The 15,775-nt window shown below is 42.4% G+C and carries 15 protein-coding genes; 9 read left to right on the plus strand and 6 right to left on the minus strand.

Features of this window, described 5'->3' with window-relative positions; genetic code table 11:
- Positions 1 to 158: 158 nt before the first annotated feature.
- From BLQ57_RS03785 to BLQ57_RS03800, 4 genes are read left to right on the plus strand one after another with little or no spacing between them, the layout of a single operon-like run.
- Positions 159 to 560, plus strand: a complete 402-nt coding sequence (locus BLQ57_RS03785) for a hypothetical protein (RefSeq protein ID WP_087938075.1) — start codon at positions 159 to 161, stop codon at positions 558 to 560.
- Positions 557 to 2,404, plus strand: a complete 1,848-nt coding sequence (gene mutL / locus BLQ57_RS03790; RefSeq protein ID WP_087938074.1) for a DNA mismatch repair endonuclease MutL — start codon at positions 557 to 559, stop codon at positions 2,402 to 2,404. Before BLQ57_RS03785 ends, mutL begins: the two co-directional genes overlap by 4 nt.
- Before the next feature lies 1 nt (position 2,405).
- Complete coding sequence (locus BLQ57_RS03795; protein WP_087938073.1) at positions 2,406 to 3,197, plus strand: rhomboid family intramembrane serine protease; 792 nt, start codon at positions 2,406 to 2,408, stop codon at positions 3,195 to 3,197.
- A 2-nt stretch (positions 3,198 to 3,199) separates the two neighbouring features.
- Positions 3,200 to 4,144 carry a rhomboid family protein gene (locus BLQ57_RS03800; RefSeq protein ID WP_087938072.1) on the plus strand — a complete coding sequence of 315 codons (945 nt, stop codon included), beginning with the start codon at positions 3,200 to 3,202 and terminating at the stop codon, positions 4,142 to 4,144.
- An 18-nt stretch (positions 4,145 to 4,162) separates the two neighbouring features.
- On the opposite strand, the gene BLQ57_RS03805 is transcribed toward BLQ57_RS03800, so the two are convergent.
- The 3 genes from BLQ57_RS03805 to rlmN form a co-directional block, all read right to left on the minus strand.
- The gene (locus BLQ57_RS03805) at positions 4,163 to 4,642 is read right to left on the minus strand and encodes a hypothetical protein (protein WP_087938071.1); all 480 of its coding nucleotides are present in this window, start codon (positions 4,640 to 4,642) and stop codon (positions 4,163 to 4,165) included.
- 58 nt (positions 4,643 to 4,700) lie between these two features.
- A complete protein-coding gene (locus BLQ57_RS03810) occupies positions 4,701 to 7,370 on the minus strand; it encodes a TonB-dependent receptor plug domain-containing protein (RefSeq protein WP_087938070.1) in 2,670 nt (889 codons plus the stop codon).
- 71 nt (positions 7,371 to 7,441) lie between these two features.
- Positions 7,442 to 8,509 carry a dual-specificity RNA methyltransferase RlmN gene (gene rlmN / locus BLQ57_RS03815; protein ID WP_087938069.1) on the minus strand — a complete coding sequence of 356 codons (1,068 nt, stop codon included), beginning with the start codon at positions 8,507 to 8,509 and terminating at the stop codon, positions 7,442 to 7,444.
- A gap of 165 nt (positions 8,510 to 8,674) precedes the next feature.
- Between rlmN and aroQ the strand changes: the two genes are divergently transcribed.
- The 5 genes from aroQ to rnhA all read left to right on the plus strand — a co-directional run bounded on the left by aroQ (position 8,675) and on the right by rnhA (position 11,626).
- Complete coding sequence (gene aroQ / locus BLQ57_RS03820) at positions 8,675 to 9,088, plus strand: type II 3-dehydroquinate dehydratase (protein WP_087938068.1); 414 nt, start codon at positions 8,675 to 8,677, stop codon at positions 9,086 to 9,088.
- A gap of 13 nt (positions 9,089 to 9,101) precedes the next feature.
- Positions 9,102 to 10,157 carry an aminotransferase class V-fold PLP-dependent enzyme gene (locus BLQ57_RS03825; RefSeq protein WP_087938067.1) on the plus strand — a complete coding sequence of 352 codons (1,056 nt, stop codon included), beginning with the start codon at positions 9,102 to 9,104 and terminating at the stop codon, positions 10,155 to 10,157.
- A 118-nt stretch (positions 10,158 to 10,275) separates the two neighbouring features.
- Positions 10,276 to 10,458, plus strand: coding sequence for a hypothetical protein (locus BLQ57_RS20860; RefSeq protein WP_139162657.1), 183 nt, complete (start codon positions 10,276 to 10,278; stop codon positions 10,456 to 10,458).
- A gap of 101 nt (positions 10,459 to 10,559) precedes the next feature.
- A complete protein-coding gene (locus BLQ57_RS03835; RefSeq protein WP_087938065.1) occupies positions 10,560 to 11,141 on the plus strand; it encodes a MarC family protein in 582 nt (193 codons plus the stop codon).
- Between the two features lie 29 nt (positions 11,142 to 11,170).
- Positions 11,171 to 11,626, plus strand: a complete 456-nt coding sequence (rnhA, locus tag BLQ57_RS03840) for a ribonuclease HI (protein ID WP_087938064.1) — start codon at positions 11,171 to 11,173, stop codon at positions 11,624 to 11,626.
- 4 nt (positions 11,627 to 11,630) lie between these two features.
- Here rnhA and BLQ57_RS03845 read toward each other — a convergent pair whose 3' ends face one another.
- From BLQ57_RS03845 to BLQ57_RS03855, 3 genes are all read right to left on the minus strand, one after another.
- A complete protein-coding gene (locus BLQ57_RS03845; protein WP_240507734.1) occupies positions 11,631 to 12,869 on the minus strand; it encodes an ATP-binding protein in 1,239 nt (412 codons plus the stop codon).
- 76 nt (positions 12,870 to 12,945) lie between these two features.
- Positions 12,946 to 14,073 (minus strand): sugar phosphate isomerase/epimerase family protein, encoded by a 1,128-nt coding sequence (locus tag BLQ57_RS03850; RefSeq protein WP_087938062.1) that lies wholly within the window; start codon positions 14,071 to 14,073, stop codon positions 12,946 to 12,948.
- A 355-nt stretch (positions 14,074 to 14,428) separates the two neighbouring features.
- Entirely contained in the window at positions 14,429 to 15,772 is a 1,344-nt protein-coding gene (locus BLQ57_RS03855) for a vanadium-dependent haloperoxidase (RefSeq protein ID WP_087938061.1), read from the minus strand.
- Between the last annotated feature and the right edge of the window lie 3 nt (positions 15,773 to 15,775).

Consider the following 15,775-nt stretch of genomic DNA (forward strand, 5'->3'; position numbering starts at 1 on the left):
GTTAATCCAAATAGTGAATTGAAGATAGCAAAGAAAGGGCAACAAAGAGCTGCTTTTCGGGTTTAAATTGATATAAATTTGATTGTCGGCAGTAGCTTACTCCAAACATTCCCCGTGGTGTTTTTTGAAAATTCCACGAATGAAAAAATCAGTAGATAATGAAATTTCCTTCCATATTTCGCACAGCTTCTCATTCAAGGTTTGATATCAAGCCTAGATACTATGATCCGGTCAAAGAAGAACTGGAGCAGCGGACATCCCGCATCAAGCAAGAGCTCGAGGCGGAAGGGAAGCTTGGTGAAATCACCGAAGAGGAGCGCTTGAAGCGTTATGAGACGGGAATTCGCGGTGCTTTTGCGCAGCATCAGGGTATTCGGGAAAGAAATACCAGCATCATGACCTCCACGGCAATGATCAGAACTTTAATTTTCTTGTTTTTGATCACGGGGCTCAGTGGATATATCTACCTCGGCCCAGTTATATTTGAATATCTCCTTTACCTTGCAATGATCGTAGTGGCGATCTATTATTTTACCAAGCTCAAAAATAACCGCAAATGAGTGATGTCATCCAGCTTTTGCCTGATGCGATAGCCAACCAAATCGCTGCAGGTGAAGTCGTACAGCGTCCCTCTTCTGCACTGAAGGAGTTGCTCGAAAATGCTATCGACGCAGGTGCAAGCAAAGTGCAAGTGGTCGTAAAAGATGCGGGGAAGCAGCTCATTCAGGTGATTGACAATGGGAGGGGTATGTCTGCCACTGATGCTCGGATGAGTTTTGAGCGACATGCCACATCCAAAATTAGATCAAGTCAGGATTTATTTGCTATTCGCACTTTTGGCTTTAGGGGAGAAGCATTGGCCTCTATCGCTGCAGTGGCCCAAGTCGAGCTGAAGACAAGACAGTCTTCTAGTGAACTAGGTACTTTGATTCAAATAGAAGGGTCTGAAATCAAAAAACAAGAACCCATCGCCACCACACCAGGGACTTCGGTTCTGATGAAAAATTTATTTTTTAATGTACCCGCCAGAAGGAATTTTTTAAAATCCAATCCAGTAGAAATGCGCCATATCGTAGAGGAATTCCAGCGCGTGGCTCTTTCTTATGCAGAGATCGGGTTTGTCCTTATGCAAAACGACATGGAAGTATTCAATCTTCAACCGGGAAAGCTCAGTCAGCGGATTGTAGGGCTTTTTGGCAAAAATTACCAAAGCAACCTCATTCCCTGCGAAGAACTGACTCCTCATGTCAATGTAAAAGGATACATAGGAAAGCCAGAATGCGCAAAGAAAACACGTGGTGAACAGTTTTTCTTTGTGAATAATCGGTACATCAAAAGTAGCTATTTGAATCATGCGGTATCGACAGCTTTCGAAGGCTTGATTCATTCGGATCAGCATCCATTTTATGTGCTGTTTTTGGAAATCGACCCCTCGCACATCGACATCAATGTGCATCCCACCAAAACAGAGATCAAGTTTGACGATGAGCGGACGGTTTATGCAGTGATAAGATCGGCCGTCAAGCAAGCCCTAGGCGCTCATCATGTAGTACCAGCCTTGGATTTCAATTATGATGTGAATTTCACAGAAAACTGGAGCAAAGACGAAAGCAAAAAAGAGGCGGTGGATAGGGAGTACAGTTATAAAACTTTCAACACGCCGGAATTTAAAAAATCCAGCGTTAGTGGTTGGGAACGCTTATTTGAGGGGAGCCAAAACCCTATGCCGAGATCTTTTGACAATGAAAAGCATTCAGATCCCGAAGTATTGACCTTCAAGAGTAAAGCCAATCAAGAATCAGATGCTCCCGTACTGCCTCGACCTCAAGAGGAAGAGGTGACAGGAACTACCTTTCAGGTAGAATTAAATTACATCGTGGCTCAGATGTCTACGGGCTTATTGATTGTCGATCAGCAGACGGCTCATGAACGTATTCTCTATGAGCGATACCTCAGACAGCTCAAACTCGCCCAAGGCCCCTCCCAGCAATGTCTCTTCCCCCCTGTGATCGAGCTAAGTCCGGGGGATTACGAATTGGTTTCTGGCCTGATGGCCGAATTGAACAGCCTTGGTTTTATGATCTCAGAATTTGGAAATAACACTGTACTAATACAAGGCGTACCCGCGGATATCCAATTAAAAAATGAAAAGGACCTTTTTGAAGGGCTCATTGAGCAATTTAAAAACTTCAAGAATGAACTTTCATTGGATAATCGGGAAAACCTCGCCCGGTCTTTGGCACGAAAGTCAGCACTGAAACGAGGGCAAAAGCTGAATAGTCAGGAAATGGAGACTCTCGTCGGTCAGCTTTTTGCCTGCCAAAATCCAAATTATGGTCTCGGCGGGAACAAAACCTTTGTCAAATTGGATTTAACCAGCATCCACTCTTTTTTCGGAAAATAGCATGTTTAGAAATATTACACCCGTAGTCCAGAATCTTTTACTGATCAATATTGTCCTCTTTGTGGTGAGTGGATTTCTTTTTCCACAGCTCAATCAATGGTTTGCTCTCTATTACATAGGTAGTCAATACTTTAAGCCATTTCAGTTTCTGACCTACATGTTTATACATGCCGATTTTTGGCATTTGTTCAGCAATATGTTTGGGCTTTTTATCTTTGGACCACTATTGGAGCAGTTCCTCGGGCCAAAGAAATTACTCATTCTCTGGATGGTCTGTGGGGTAGGTTCTGGGGTTTTATATTCAGGCTACAATATCTACCGAATGAATAGCTTTGAGTCTACAGTGGAGCAATTCCAAGCTAATCCTGACCCGGAGCGATTTAATCAAATAGTGATCGAAAATCGAGGTTTTTTCGATCGAAAAGTTTTTGATTTTGTTGATGAGTTTAGCCGTAATCCTGAAGATCCGATGAAAATCACTCAGGCGAATCAGACCCTCAATGCGATTTTGGATATCAAGGGGAATATTCCAATGGTAGGAGCTTCAGGAGCTTTGTTTGGGGTATTGATTGCCTTTGCTATGCTTTTCCCCAATACGCAGCTCTTTCTGCTATTCCCTCCCATGCCAGTCAAAGCTAAATATTTGGTCCTCTTTTATGGACTTTATACGATATACAACGTATTGAATAATAACCCAATGGACAACGTGGCGCATTTTGCTCATTTGAGCGGGCTGCTAATCGGCGGGATCTTGGTATATAAGTGGAAAAAAGATAGAAATAGCTTTTATTGATCATGTACGGAAATTTTTGGGAAAATTTAAAAAATGCTTTCAAGCATAGCGACAACAGTCTTTTTAAGCTAATCGCTATCAACCTCATTCTTTGGGGTGTTTTCATCGTGCTCAATGTCTTCATGACCATTGGTGGCTTTGGAGAGGTATACGCCAAGCTGATTTCTTACTTTATGCTTCCTGCCTCCTTATCTAAGCTATTGTACCAGCCTTGGAGCTTATTTACTTATATGTTTTTGCATGAAGGCCTGTTTCATATTCTCTTCAATATGCTTTTTCTATATTGGTTTGGGCAATTGATTCATCAGTATCTAGGGAGCCGGAAGCTGGCTAATTTATATATATTGGGAGGCTTGGCAGGAGGGCTGTTCTATTTGTTGATCTATAATTTGGCGCCTTACTTCAGCAATTCAGTGGATACTTCACTGATGCTTGGTGCGAGTGCCGGGGTATTTGCCATTGTGGTCGGTGCTGCCACCCTAAGTCCCAATACTACCTTTTTCCTTTTGCTCCTTGGTCCAGTGAAGATCAAATACATTGCGATTTTCTACGTGGTCCTGTCATTTGTAAACTCTGCCGGTGCCAATGCTGGGGGAGAACTGGCGCACCTTGGAGGGGCTTTACTAGGTTACTTGTATATCACTCAACTTCGACGGGGAGTCGATTTAGGTATTCCTGTCCAGAAAGTAGGTTTGTTTTTTGAAAATCTCATCAAGAATAATCCGACTAAGGTGAAAGTAAGCTACAGAAGAACCAAAGACCAAACGGGATCTTTCTCTACTTACTCCAAGCCCTCTTCTTCTGCCAAGTCCAGTCCTTCCAAAAATTCCTCAGAGGAAACAAGCCAAGAGGAAATCGATAGAATCCTGGATAAAATAGCGGACAAGGGTTATGAAGCCCTCAGCAAGGACGAAAAGAGAAAGCTTTTTGAGTTTAGTAAAAAGTAGTTTGGCTAGTCCAGTTTTTTAAAGGGGAAAGGCAAAACCAAAACGGAATCCAGCTTCTCTCGGATTTTGGCTCTGTACTCGAAACTCGGTGCTCAAACCAACCCAATCAGCTAGGCTGATATAAGCTCCTACGCCGACATTTGCCCCTTTGAATGAGCGCGTCACACCAGGAGCTCCCACTGTATTTGGAGTTTCCCAGTTCTGACTGTAGCCCCCCATAAAATACATTTGTGAGCTTCCCTCTGAAATATAATAGCGAAGGTCTAAACTGAAATTGGAGCCTTGACCTACTCTAGGGAAAAGTCGGGTATAACTGGGCTTGATGGCAAATTGATCCATAAAAAAGTATTCTAACCCGGCGCCAGCTCCGAAGTTTTTCCAACGGAGTCCGTAACTCCCAAAGGCGTGAGCTCTTACGTCCCCTTGGTTTTGGGTTTGTGCAAAGAGACCTGTGGAGGATATCCCCCAAATAAAAATAATCACCAAAGCCTTTTTCATTTCTATGTTATTGTGTTTCGAAAGAAAATTAGAAGGCTTTGGTGATTAAAGCAAATACTTATTTCAAAAGGCGGGTCAAATGCCTCAAGTTTCCATTGGAATCAATTCCCTCAATAATGAGTAGATGATTTTCTGCTACATCCGTATTGTAGTATTCTATGCTAAAAACTTCTGAATCCTTGAGCTCGACTAAGGGGTTCCAGTAGATGGTGGCTCGCTGATCGGAAATGGCATTTTCGGTAGTTTTCTCAGAATAATCCGGTTGATAAAACTCCCTAGCGACTGCGTAGCCCTGATAGTCAGTGACAAGGGTACCTCCCACACTTCGTTGGATTCCTGCTCCGGTTTTGGTATACACTGCGATGACACCATTTGCTCCTTGAGATCCGAAAATTGAGGTACTAGCGGGGTCTTTAAATACATCCAAACTAGCCACATCCCTTGGGTTGATCTGAAGTAAAACATTGATATCTACAGGAATATTGTCCAGAAGGAATAAGGGGCTAGTGCCTGCAGTAGCTGAGCCGACACCTCTAATCTGTACATCGGCACCCATTCCTGACAGAAAGACCTGTACACCTGCTACTCTTCCCTGAAGCATTTGCAGAATATTGTTGAATGCAGCAGATCCGGGGATTTTATCCGGATCGATGGAGGCATCGCCAGAGCCATAGACCTTTTTAATACGATCCTCTTCCTGTTGAATATTTTGTCCCTCTACGGTAAACTCTTCCAAATCCACCAAATCAGGGTCATCCGTCATTTGCTGCATCATCCTTCGCACTTGCAGACTTTCAGCCAATTTTTCAGGCCAAATGATTTGACTCCAATAGGAGGGGTAGAGTTCTGAGAAGGTAGCTTCAGGCTGTACCAGTTCCACATCAATGAAATTGGCCTTTCTTTCATCTTCTGCAGTGAAGGTAATTTGATCTTTCCCATCAAACTCCAAGTCCCGAATTAGAAATCGACCATTGGGGCCGAATTCTGAGCCAATAAACTCTTGGGTACTATTGACTAAGGCCGATATTTTCCCACCTTTCAATCCTCTATTACTCTGGGTTTGTTCGGTGATTTGACCTTCTATAGAGATACCTTGTTCGATGAAATGGGCAATCTCCACCTGCTTATTAGTCAATATGTCCTCCCAGGTAAATCTTCTCCATCCGTGAGTCAACATGACTAGATCCAGTTCTTCTTTTGTAGCAGCAGGATCTGTAAAATAGTAAGCGGGGTTATGTACTTTCCCCTTGAGATCGGAGCTCATCAGGAGGTAAGAGTAAATATTGTCCCCTTTGTCTTCATCTGTGAAAAGTTGATCTGCATCCAAAATTGAGATAGCATAGGAGCCAATATTTTCCGCGAGATCAGAGGTATAGGCCATGTCTATTTTGACATTTGATCGGCTTGTAAGCGCTCCGCTTTGCTCAATTTTCCAGGCATTTTCCTCGATTTGAGGCTGAATAAATAGTAAGCGCTCTACCAGTGGACGCCCGTCCAAAGTGAGAATAGTAATCTGATTGATTCCAGGGATGAGTGTTTCTCTAGGGATTCTTGATCCCCAAACCCCATTGACTAGCGCTCCTTTGATCATGTAATTAATCAATCCTCTCGTCTGACTGACAAGTAGGAGCGAATCCTGTACTCCGGCTCCTTGAGCAAAAACCGTCAAATAATCTGCCTGACTATTATCCACTACTGTGAGGCTAAGTCCTTCTGTTTTTGCCTCAGGCAAATCAAATGTTAGTTCCTGCCCAGTATTGAGGTCCTTGACACTTACTGAGTTTTGGGTTTGACTAGGCGTAAATTCAAATTTGCCTAACCCAGCAAAATTACTTGCAAAATTAATGTCTTCTCCTGCTACTTTTCCCTCGATTTTTAAGGGTGAGCCATCAGGTGCGACAGCGCGAAACGCCAGGATTGATTTTTTATTTAGTAACCAATTGCCACCTTCGGGTAGGAATTTGATGTCCGCTAAGCTCAGACTGTAGGGCAGCTTCAGGTTGTTGACTACGGGATAATCCCCATTTTCGAAATGGGTAATCTCTAAGCCCAAGCTTTGGAAGGCTTTTTCGGGTATTTCAAAACTGAAGTCAACTTTACCTTCCGGATTTAGTTCCAGCGATTGATTTAGTAATTCTTCTCCTTCTCCCAATACTCGGATTTCAACTTTCTGAGCAGGAACAGCTTGTCCATTCTTGGTGATAGCCTGCAGCTGGGATTGGTAGCGGACGGTATTACCTAGTTTTTCTACTTTGGAAATGCTAAGACTAGGAAGAAAATCCCCACCCTGTCCATCTACCACATTGATGGTCTTTTCGAAAAAATAATCTTTCCCAAAGTTTTTCATCCAGGCCGTATAGGCTTTGATTCTGTACTCTCCGGGTTTACCATATTCAGGAATCCGGAAGTCTCCTTTTCCCCTTCCTTCGGAGATTTTGATAATTTTCTGCTCGATGAGTTGGCCTTCCCCATCAAAAAAATCTACATAGAGTGTTTTGCTGAGTGGCGAAAGGATTTGAGTGCTTCCGACGACCAAGAAAGAACTAAACCACAAATCCTCACCCAGTGTGTAGGTTTCTTTGTCTAGCATTAGATAAGCTTTCTCTGGAGGGTTTTCTTGCTGATAACTTTCAAAATAGCCTTGAATTTGGCCCGGTAGGTCCTGTTGAGCTACTATTGTCTGGGAAAAAGCGATTGAGATAAGGCATCCCAAAAGTAATTTTTTCATAAAATAAGTTGGTTTAGTGCTAATAAGTCGTAAATAAACTAAAGGCCACTTAAAAAACAAGTCAAAAAATCTTAAATTTTTGTTAACTCGGCCACTTCGTTCTTATTAGCGAGCTGTCCGCAGGCTGCATCGATATCTTGACCGCGGGATTTACGGACTTTGGCAATGATTCCATGGTTTTCGAGTATTAGCACATACATGGCCACTGCCTCAGGGGATGCCTGACGAAATTCTCCTTCATCGATGGGATTGTATTGAATGATATTGACTTTGGAAGGGATAATTTTGCAAAACTTAGCCAGTGCTTTCGCATGCTGCTCGTCATCATTAATCCCTGCCCAAATCACGTATTCGTAGGTGACTTTTCGCTTGGTCTTTTCATACCAATAGGACAATGCCTCTGCCAAATCTTCTAGAGGACTCTTGTCATTGATAGGCATGAGACGTGATCGGGTTGCATTGATGGCTGAATGGAGAGAAATAGCCAAGTTGAATTTTACTCCATCGTCGGCCATTTTTTTAATCATCTTAGGGATTCCTACAGTGGAAAGAGTAATCCTTCTCGGTGCCATTCCTAGTCCTTCAGGGGAGGTGATTTTTTCGATGGCATCAATCACATTGGAATAGTTGAGTAAGGGTTCGCCCATACCCATAAACACGATATTGGTAAGAGGTCGCTGAAAATAGGTTTCGGCCTCATCTTTGATTGCCACCACCTGATCGTAGATTTCATCAGCATTGAGGTTTCGCATCCGCTTGAGTCGGGCGGTCGCACAAAAATTGCAGTCCAAACTACATCCTACTTGAGATGAGACACAGGCGGTAATCCGCTTGCTGGTGGGGATCAAAACCGATTCTACTATCTTATCATCGTAGAGTTTGACCGCATTTTTGATCGTACCATCTTGTGAATGCTGCATCAAATCCACGAGGATGTGATTGATAATAAAGTGCTTTTTTAAAAGTTCTCTGGTGGGAAGCGAAATATTGGTCATTTCGTCAAAATTCTTCAAGGACTTGTTCCATAGCCATTCGTAGACCTGCTTGGCTCGGAATTTTTTATCACCCTGTGCCAAAAAGAACTCTTCTAGTTCTGCCAGACTGAGTTTTCGGATGTCCCTTTTCTGAATTTCTTCCATGCTGCAAAGCTACGAATTTGAATGCGGAATGCTGAATTCCATTCTTTTAAAAATAAGAGCAGCTAATTTTAAATTTCTTGGAATACTGTCACGCACTTAGCTGAATATCTGTACTTAGTTTTTAACTTTGATTTAAAATATGCCTTAATCTCTAATCGAACGCTCGTGAAAATTCAAATCATTAACGGTCCCAATCTCAATCTTTTGGGAAAGCGAGAACCTGAAGTGTACGGTAGCCAATCTTTTGAAACGTATTTGGATACGCTCCGAGAGCAGTTTCCTCAGATTCAGCTGGATTATTTTCAAAGCAATATTGAGGGAGAGATTATTGACAAAATTCATGAGGTGGGCTTTTCCTACGAGGGGATCTTGCTCAATGCAGGAGGCTACACGCATACCTCCGTGGCAATTTCTGATGCGGTGTCGGGGGTAAGTACGCCTGTTCTTGAGGTTCATATTTCCAATATTTACAAACGTGAGGAGTTTCGTCATAAGAGTATTATTTCTAAGTCTTGTGTGGGTATGATCTCCGGCTTGGGACTTAAGGGCTACGAACTCGCCATCCGATATTTTCTCTAAACCTATTTCGACCATGTTGACCTTTGCAGCCGGACCCTCTAAAGTCTACGATACCCTTCCTCAATACCTTGCTGAGGCCTATTCTCAGGGGATTTTAAGTGCCAATCATAGAAGTGCTTCTTTCATGAATCTCTATCAGGAAACTGAGCGATTGATGAGGGAGAAGCTTCATGTACCCGAGGATTATAAGTTACTTTTCACCTCTTCTGCGACGGAAAATTGGGAGATTATTTCCCAATCCATCGTTCATCGAGCGAGTTTTCACCTATATTCCGGTTCCTTCGGAAAAAAATGGATAGAGTTTGCCAAATATATTTTGCCGGGTACCGGGGGATTAAAAATGGCAGCTGATGAAGTGATCGATGTGGCAGGGCTGGATATCGCCGAGGAGTTTGACCTGATCGCTATTACCCAAAACGAGACTTCTAATGCCACTCAAGTTGGGATGGAGTATTTGGAGCAAATCCGTGAAAAATATCCCGAAAAACTGATTGCGGTGGACACTACCTCAAGTATGGGCGGGATTCATTTGAATTTTGAGCTTGGAGATATCTGGTATGCCTCAGTTCAAAAATGCTTCGGGTTGCCTGCTGGACTCGGTTTGTTGATTTTAGGACCAAGAGCAATAGCTCAAACTCAACAAAAAGGAGAGCGAGGTCGATACAATTCTTTGAATTTTATGCTTGAAAATGCAGCTACTTTTCAAACGCATTATACGCCAAATGTTTTAGGAATCTATTTGCTTAATCGTGTCTTGCATGATATCCCTGAAATCCAACATACAGATAAAAGTCTCAGAGAGCGGATGCTGAAACTGGAGACTTGCATTGCCCAAACGTCCTCTCTTCGCCTGTTGGTTGCCAATGAAAAGAGTAGAAGCACCACTGTACTTGGGGTTTCCGGTCCGGAAGAATTGATCAGCAGGGTGAAAAAAGAGGCTGAAAAAGCAGGTATGCAATTGGGCAGTGGATATGGTCCTTTAAAACCGACTTCTTTCCGAATAGCTAATTTTCCTGCTATCACAGATGCAGAAATGGATAAGTTGATAGGTTTTTTGGCCAACTATTAAGTCTTCAGTATATTCCAAAATGAATCTTGAAGGAATCCCAAATAGGTCCTCAGTTGTAAAGAAATGGGAAGGGATTTTATTCCTTCCCGCTCTTCCCATCCTAATTTTCTCATTTGCTATGAGCTGGCAATTTTTGGCTTTGGGACTCCTAGGGTATGCGATTTTGACCCAAGGATTTATTTTTATGCTTTATCGCAAAGAAGGTAGAGGAAAGGAGTTTCTGACCAGAATGATCGTTCCTTTGCTTGGCGCATTGATATTACTCGGTTATTTCGGATGGAAATTCGTTTTCCCTTCCTAATTTTTTTGACAAAGTAGAACTTCCTCGCTTTTCCGCTTAGGTAAAAATTTGATAATCTCACTTGCTTTCATTTCCGATAAAGAAATGCCTACTTTTGCGGCATGATTGACTTGAAGCAAATCCTTTCGGTTTCACTGATTCTTTTTTCTGTGATTGATATACTCGGATCCATACCGATCATCATCAATTTGAGAAAAAAAGTAGGTCATATTCAGTCCGAGAAAGCCACCTTAGCTGCAGGGGTATTGATGATTTTATTCCTTCTTGCGGGTAAGTCCATCTTAGGGCTCTTTGGAATCGGAGTGGAGGATTTTGCTATTGCAGGGGCCTTGATCATTTTTGCCCTTGGAGCGGAGATGATCTTGGGGATTGAGCTTTTCAAGCCTGACCCGGAGGCATCTTCCGGTGCTTCCATTGTTCCTATTGCCTTTCCACTTATCGCAGGTGCAGGGACTTTGACTACGATTTTGACATTGAAAGCAGAGTTTGACCAAGTCAATATTGCAATCGGGATTTTACTAAACTTGGTCTTTGTCTACACGGTGCTCAAAAGCACGACTTGGCTAGAGCGGAAGTTGGGAAAAACGGGTTTGGACGTGCTGAGGAGAATTTTTGGTATAATTTTATTGTCTATTGCCGTTAAAATTTTCAAATCCAATGCATTCCCTATGGACATTGTATAGGGTATAGGAATAATCCTTTTCTTTGTTTTATGATTACGATTTATACCGATGGCGCTGCCAAAGGCAATCCCGGTCCGGGAGGCTACGGGGCTGTGCTCAAATTTAATAAACATCGAAAGGAACTTTCCGAAGGCTTTCGCCTGACGACCAATAACAGAATGGAGCTTCTTGCTGTCATTCGGGCACTTCAGGAATTGAAATTAACTGGGATTCCAGTGACGATTTATTCGGATAGTAAGTACGTGGTCGATGCGGTGGAAAAAGGCTGGCTATGGGGCTGGCAGAAAAAAGGCTTTAAAGACAAAAAAAATCCCGATCTCTGGCTTCGATACATTCCCCTTCACCTGAAGTATAAACCTAAGTTTGTCTGGGTAAAAGGCCATGCCGGCAATATCGAAAACGAGCGCTGTGATCAACTCGCAGTTGCCGCAGCAGAGGGACCCGGGCTGAAAGTGGACGAGGGGTATGAGTCAAATACCAAATAGTGCTTTAAGACAGGTAAATCTTTTGGAAAGCCCTAACAGGAAGGATCCGAATCATTTTTCCATCTACAGAAAGGCTGTCTTCTTGATCCAGGGTGAGTATAAAACCTTCTTTCAGGTCAAAAAAACTCATCGCTTCAAAAAGGCCTTCTATTTCTCGATTTTTATTTTCGGAATGAATTTTTTCAGAAACTTGAATGGCCCATCTACAGGTTTTCTCTTCAAAAACCACAAAATCACATTCTTTCTTTTCTCTGAAATAAAACAACTGAAAACTTGTTTTTCGAAGGATTAAATAAACTAAATTCTTCAATAATCTTCCCTGATCCTTTGAAAAGCTCAGGGAATTAGCCCTAGCAAAACCGGTATCTATGCAATAGACTTTCTTGGGGTTTTTGGATATGCTTTTGGCTGACCAGCTGAAACGCGGAAGAAAAAATAAGAGATACGCATCCTCCAACCAGTTTAGATAATCAGAGACGGTATTGGCTGATCCGACTGCAAAGGTTTTTTTTATTCCGTTGTAGCTTATTTCTTTTCCCACATTGGATATCAAGTATAAGGTGATGTCCAAAAGTGTTTTGGTGTTTTTGATACTGTAGCGTATGGCAATGTCCCTGAACACGATATCCTTGAGCAAGTTTTGGAGGATTTCAGGATTTCTGTCTCGTAGATACTCCGGGAACCCGCCTAAGTCTAAGTAATTTTGGAAGTTTTCAGCATTGTCTTCCCAATTGCAATAGGCTAAAAACTCAGAATAGGAAAATGGGAATATTTCATAAGCCAAATATCTTCCAGTAAGTCGTGTACCGAGTTCCCGGCTGAGAAGCGAAGCATTGGATCCAGTGATGAAGACTTTTTGTCCTCGATCATGCAATTGCCTAACATAAACTTCCCATCCTTTAACGTTTTGAATTTCATCAAAAAAATAAGGGGGGCCACTTGATTCTAATATTTCATCCAATTTGGAGAAATCAACAACTGTAAAATCAAATATCCGAGGGTCTTCAAAGTTCAAATAGGAGAAGTTCGGAGAAAATTCATCTATGAGTTGTCGCATCAGCGAACTTTTCCCTGATCTTCTGATTCCGGTGATTACTTCTATTTGACGGCTTCCTTGATTTATTTTGCTTTTTGCCTCTCTACGAGTGAGTGGCAAATTTTGGTCAAAAAGCTTTTTTTGCCGATTGACTGCTAGTTCTATTTCTTCTTTGAGTAGCATAATTCTACCAATTATATTACTCAAAGGTAAGAGTTTATTTTGACAATGTAAACAAGTTTATATTGTCAAAATAAGATTTTATATTTTAACAATATAAACTCTATCCCTGTAAGTCTTCCATTGTCACCAATGGGAGGCCCTTTCGATGGACTTCTTTCAAAGGTCTATATTCAGATTTTGGATATACCCACCCTTCCTCTGTAAGTTCATAAAGTAAAGGAGCCAAATTCTGTACAGCGGCTTTGCATCCCTGTACGATGGCACCCATTTTTCCGGTTTGTTTGGAGAGTAAAGCCTCATTTTCGATTTCAAATGGCCCCTCAAATCCTTTTTCTTTGAGCACATTGACAAAAGCTCTCCAGTCCATCGAATCTCCCAATCCAAAACCCGGTAAGGTCGCTTCATAGTGATGTCGATCCCATGGATTGGTACTCGATGGAATTCCGGCACTTTTCGCCCAATCTTCGGGAACTTGATGCATAGGGTACATATTTCCCCAGAAGGGATCCGGATTGTTTCGGGTCGATTTGACGTGAATTCGCTTTAGCCGGGACAGATCTGTATTTCTGATCACTTCCACCGGGTCGGTATGCTGCCAAATGTCATGCGAAGGGTCATAAATCTCCCCGTGATTGGGTGAGGGGATGAGTTCGTACATGAGCTTTCGGGCAGCCAATACTCCTGGTAAATTATTGTAGGTCCCAAAGTGTCCTGAGCTTCTCCAGCCTTCCATGGGGCAGTTTTCATAGAGGATGCTGACTCCCAAATCGGCGGCGTAGTTTATGATCGGGGTAAATATTCTCTGGTATTCTAAAAGATTTTTTTCAAAACCACCCTCTTCATTTCCTAATTCATGATTGTAACCGACGAAGGTTCCGACTTTAACATCGTTTTGGTCTCCTCCCATTAAATAGGCCATCCGGATCAATCGCAACAGATGATTTTGGTTTTTGATCCGCTGCTCAGGATCTCCGCCGATGAGGTTTTCAAACGCTCCGATGGAAAGTCTTAACTGAGCACCATTAAATTGAGCAATGAGTTTTTTTGCATCTTCAGGTCCAAAATTCTCATAATCCAAGTGGGTAGCCACAAAATCATCTCGGGTTCCATCTCTTCTAAATACACAAAGATCCAGTCCTTGAACGCCGATTTCTTTTGCTTTGATGAGGATTTGTTCCAAGTTCAGCTGATCAAAAGCCGAAGTCATGATCCAAATGGGATTTGCCATGATTTAATAGGTTTTTGGGTTAAAAGGAAGCTATTACAAGAGCCTGATTTTTCATATCGAGTACTTGAGAGACGATTGTCTCAAAATCGGAATATGAGCCTAGCATGGTGCTTAAATTATGCTGGACAAAGACGAATTTTAAGTAGTGTCAGGCTGAGCGGAGTCTAATTATTGTCAGGCTGAGCGGAGTCGAAGCCCTTCCTTCTTAGATTTCGAAATAAAAACCTTCGACTTCGCTTATTGTGACCACGATCTTTTCTCAAATATTATTTACCCTTAATTCTTTTTATAAGATTGTAGAATATTTTAGAATCAGGCAGACCATAGAACGTATTTTGAAACCGCCTCACTCAATTTATTTGTTTTCCGCCAAGTTTTTGGGTTTGGTACTGATTCGTGACCAAAGGAGTTCTCCCACTTTTTGCCCTTGCCACACCCCTTCTTCGATGGCGGGCATGTAGTGAATGCCACCATAGAATCGGGAAATAGCAGCTTCTTTAGAAGCTTCCATAAATGAATTGTATTCCCGGATAGGCAAGCCATAATTGACCTCCGAGCTATCCACAAAATGAAAATCTTCTCCGAATAACTGAGTCAAAGTGTAGGCCGCAGCCGTGGAAGCTACACTATGTCCGCTCGTATGTTCGGGAAATGGTGGCGTTTGTAATACGGGTACCCATTCCTCGTCAATGTACTGATTGATAAAGGTTTCTGGTCTCACGAGCTTGCTACGGTACTTTTCATCCCAACAAGCCACAAAGGCATCATGAAGCGAAATACCCGTAAGGGCTAAAGCCTCAGCGGATTTTTTCCAGTCAGCCTCCGCTGTTTTTGCTGCAATCGCCGCAATACTCATCCAATGTCCTCCCGGTGTGATCTTCTTCTCAGCAAACATGACATGGCCTTTTACATTCATTTTGTAAGGATTGCAATCCCAAAACATGGCAATATCAAGTTCATCTTTGGATGCGTTATTTACCGCTTCGTAGACTTCTTGAGCCAAACGGAAAAATTCCGAATCAGGATCGGTGGAATAAGGCGGAGGTGGTGAAACTTTAAATTGTGCTGCAGAATCAATCGCAAAAGTTCTGATCTTATTCCAATGTGGCTCAATTCCCTCCATATAAGCCGGAGGGGTAGGTTCCCAAGTTCCAGGAAGATTTGTTACTGTGTATTTTGGAAAGGAACGACTCTGATGGTAATTGTCCTGTGCGGAATACGCTTTAACTGCTTCGGCCACCTCTTTTCCGAAATTGATAGAAGACTCAAAGACATCTTTTGGAATACCTTTTTCTCTCAATTCTTCAAAGGCTTTATCCCGATGGGCATTGACCATGTCTTCTGAAAAAATCAAATGTGTACCCATGGCATAATATGCTGCCAATGAAGCTAGTGGAGGGTAGACCTTCTCAGGAATTGTAAATTTTACTTCTTCCGAACCTTTGAGTTGACCAAGGAGAGATTGATAATTGGGATCTACTGCTGCTGCCACTTCGTATGCCGCAAGAGAAGAATAGGAGTAAATCCTTGCAGCTACCGGAGGTGAAAAGATGTCATGAATAATCACTTCGGTGATCCTGTCTTGAGCCTCGCTTAGGTAATGTCCATCTGTAATGGCTTGACTATAATCTACCGGCTCCGAACAGGAAAATGCCAAAGCAAATATTCCAAAATAAAGCAGGCTTTTTAAACGATTCATATT

The sequence above is a fragment of the Algoriphagus faecimaris genome, from assembly GCF_900101705.1.
In the GTDB taxonomy this organism is placed as follows: domain Bacteria; phylum Bacteroidota; class Bacteroidia; order Cytophagales; family Cyclobacteriaceae; genus Algoriphagus; species Algoriphagus faecimaris.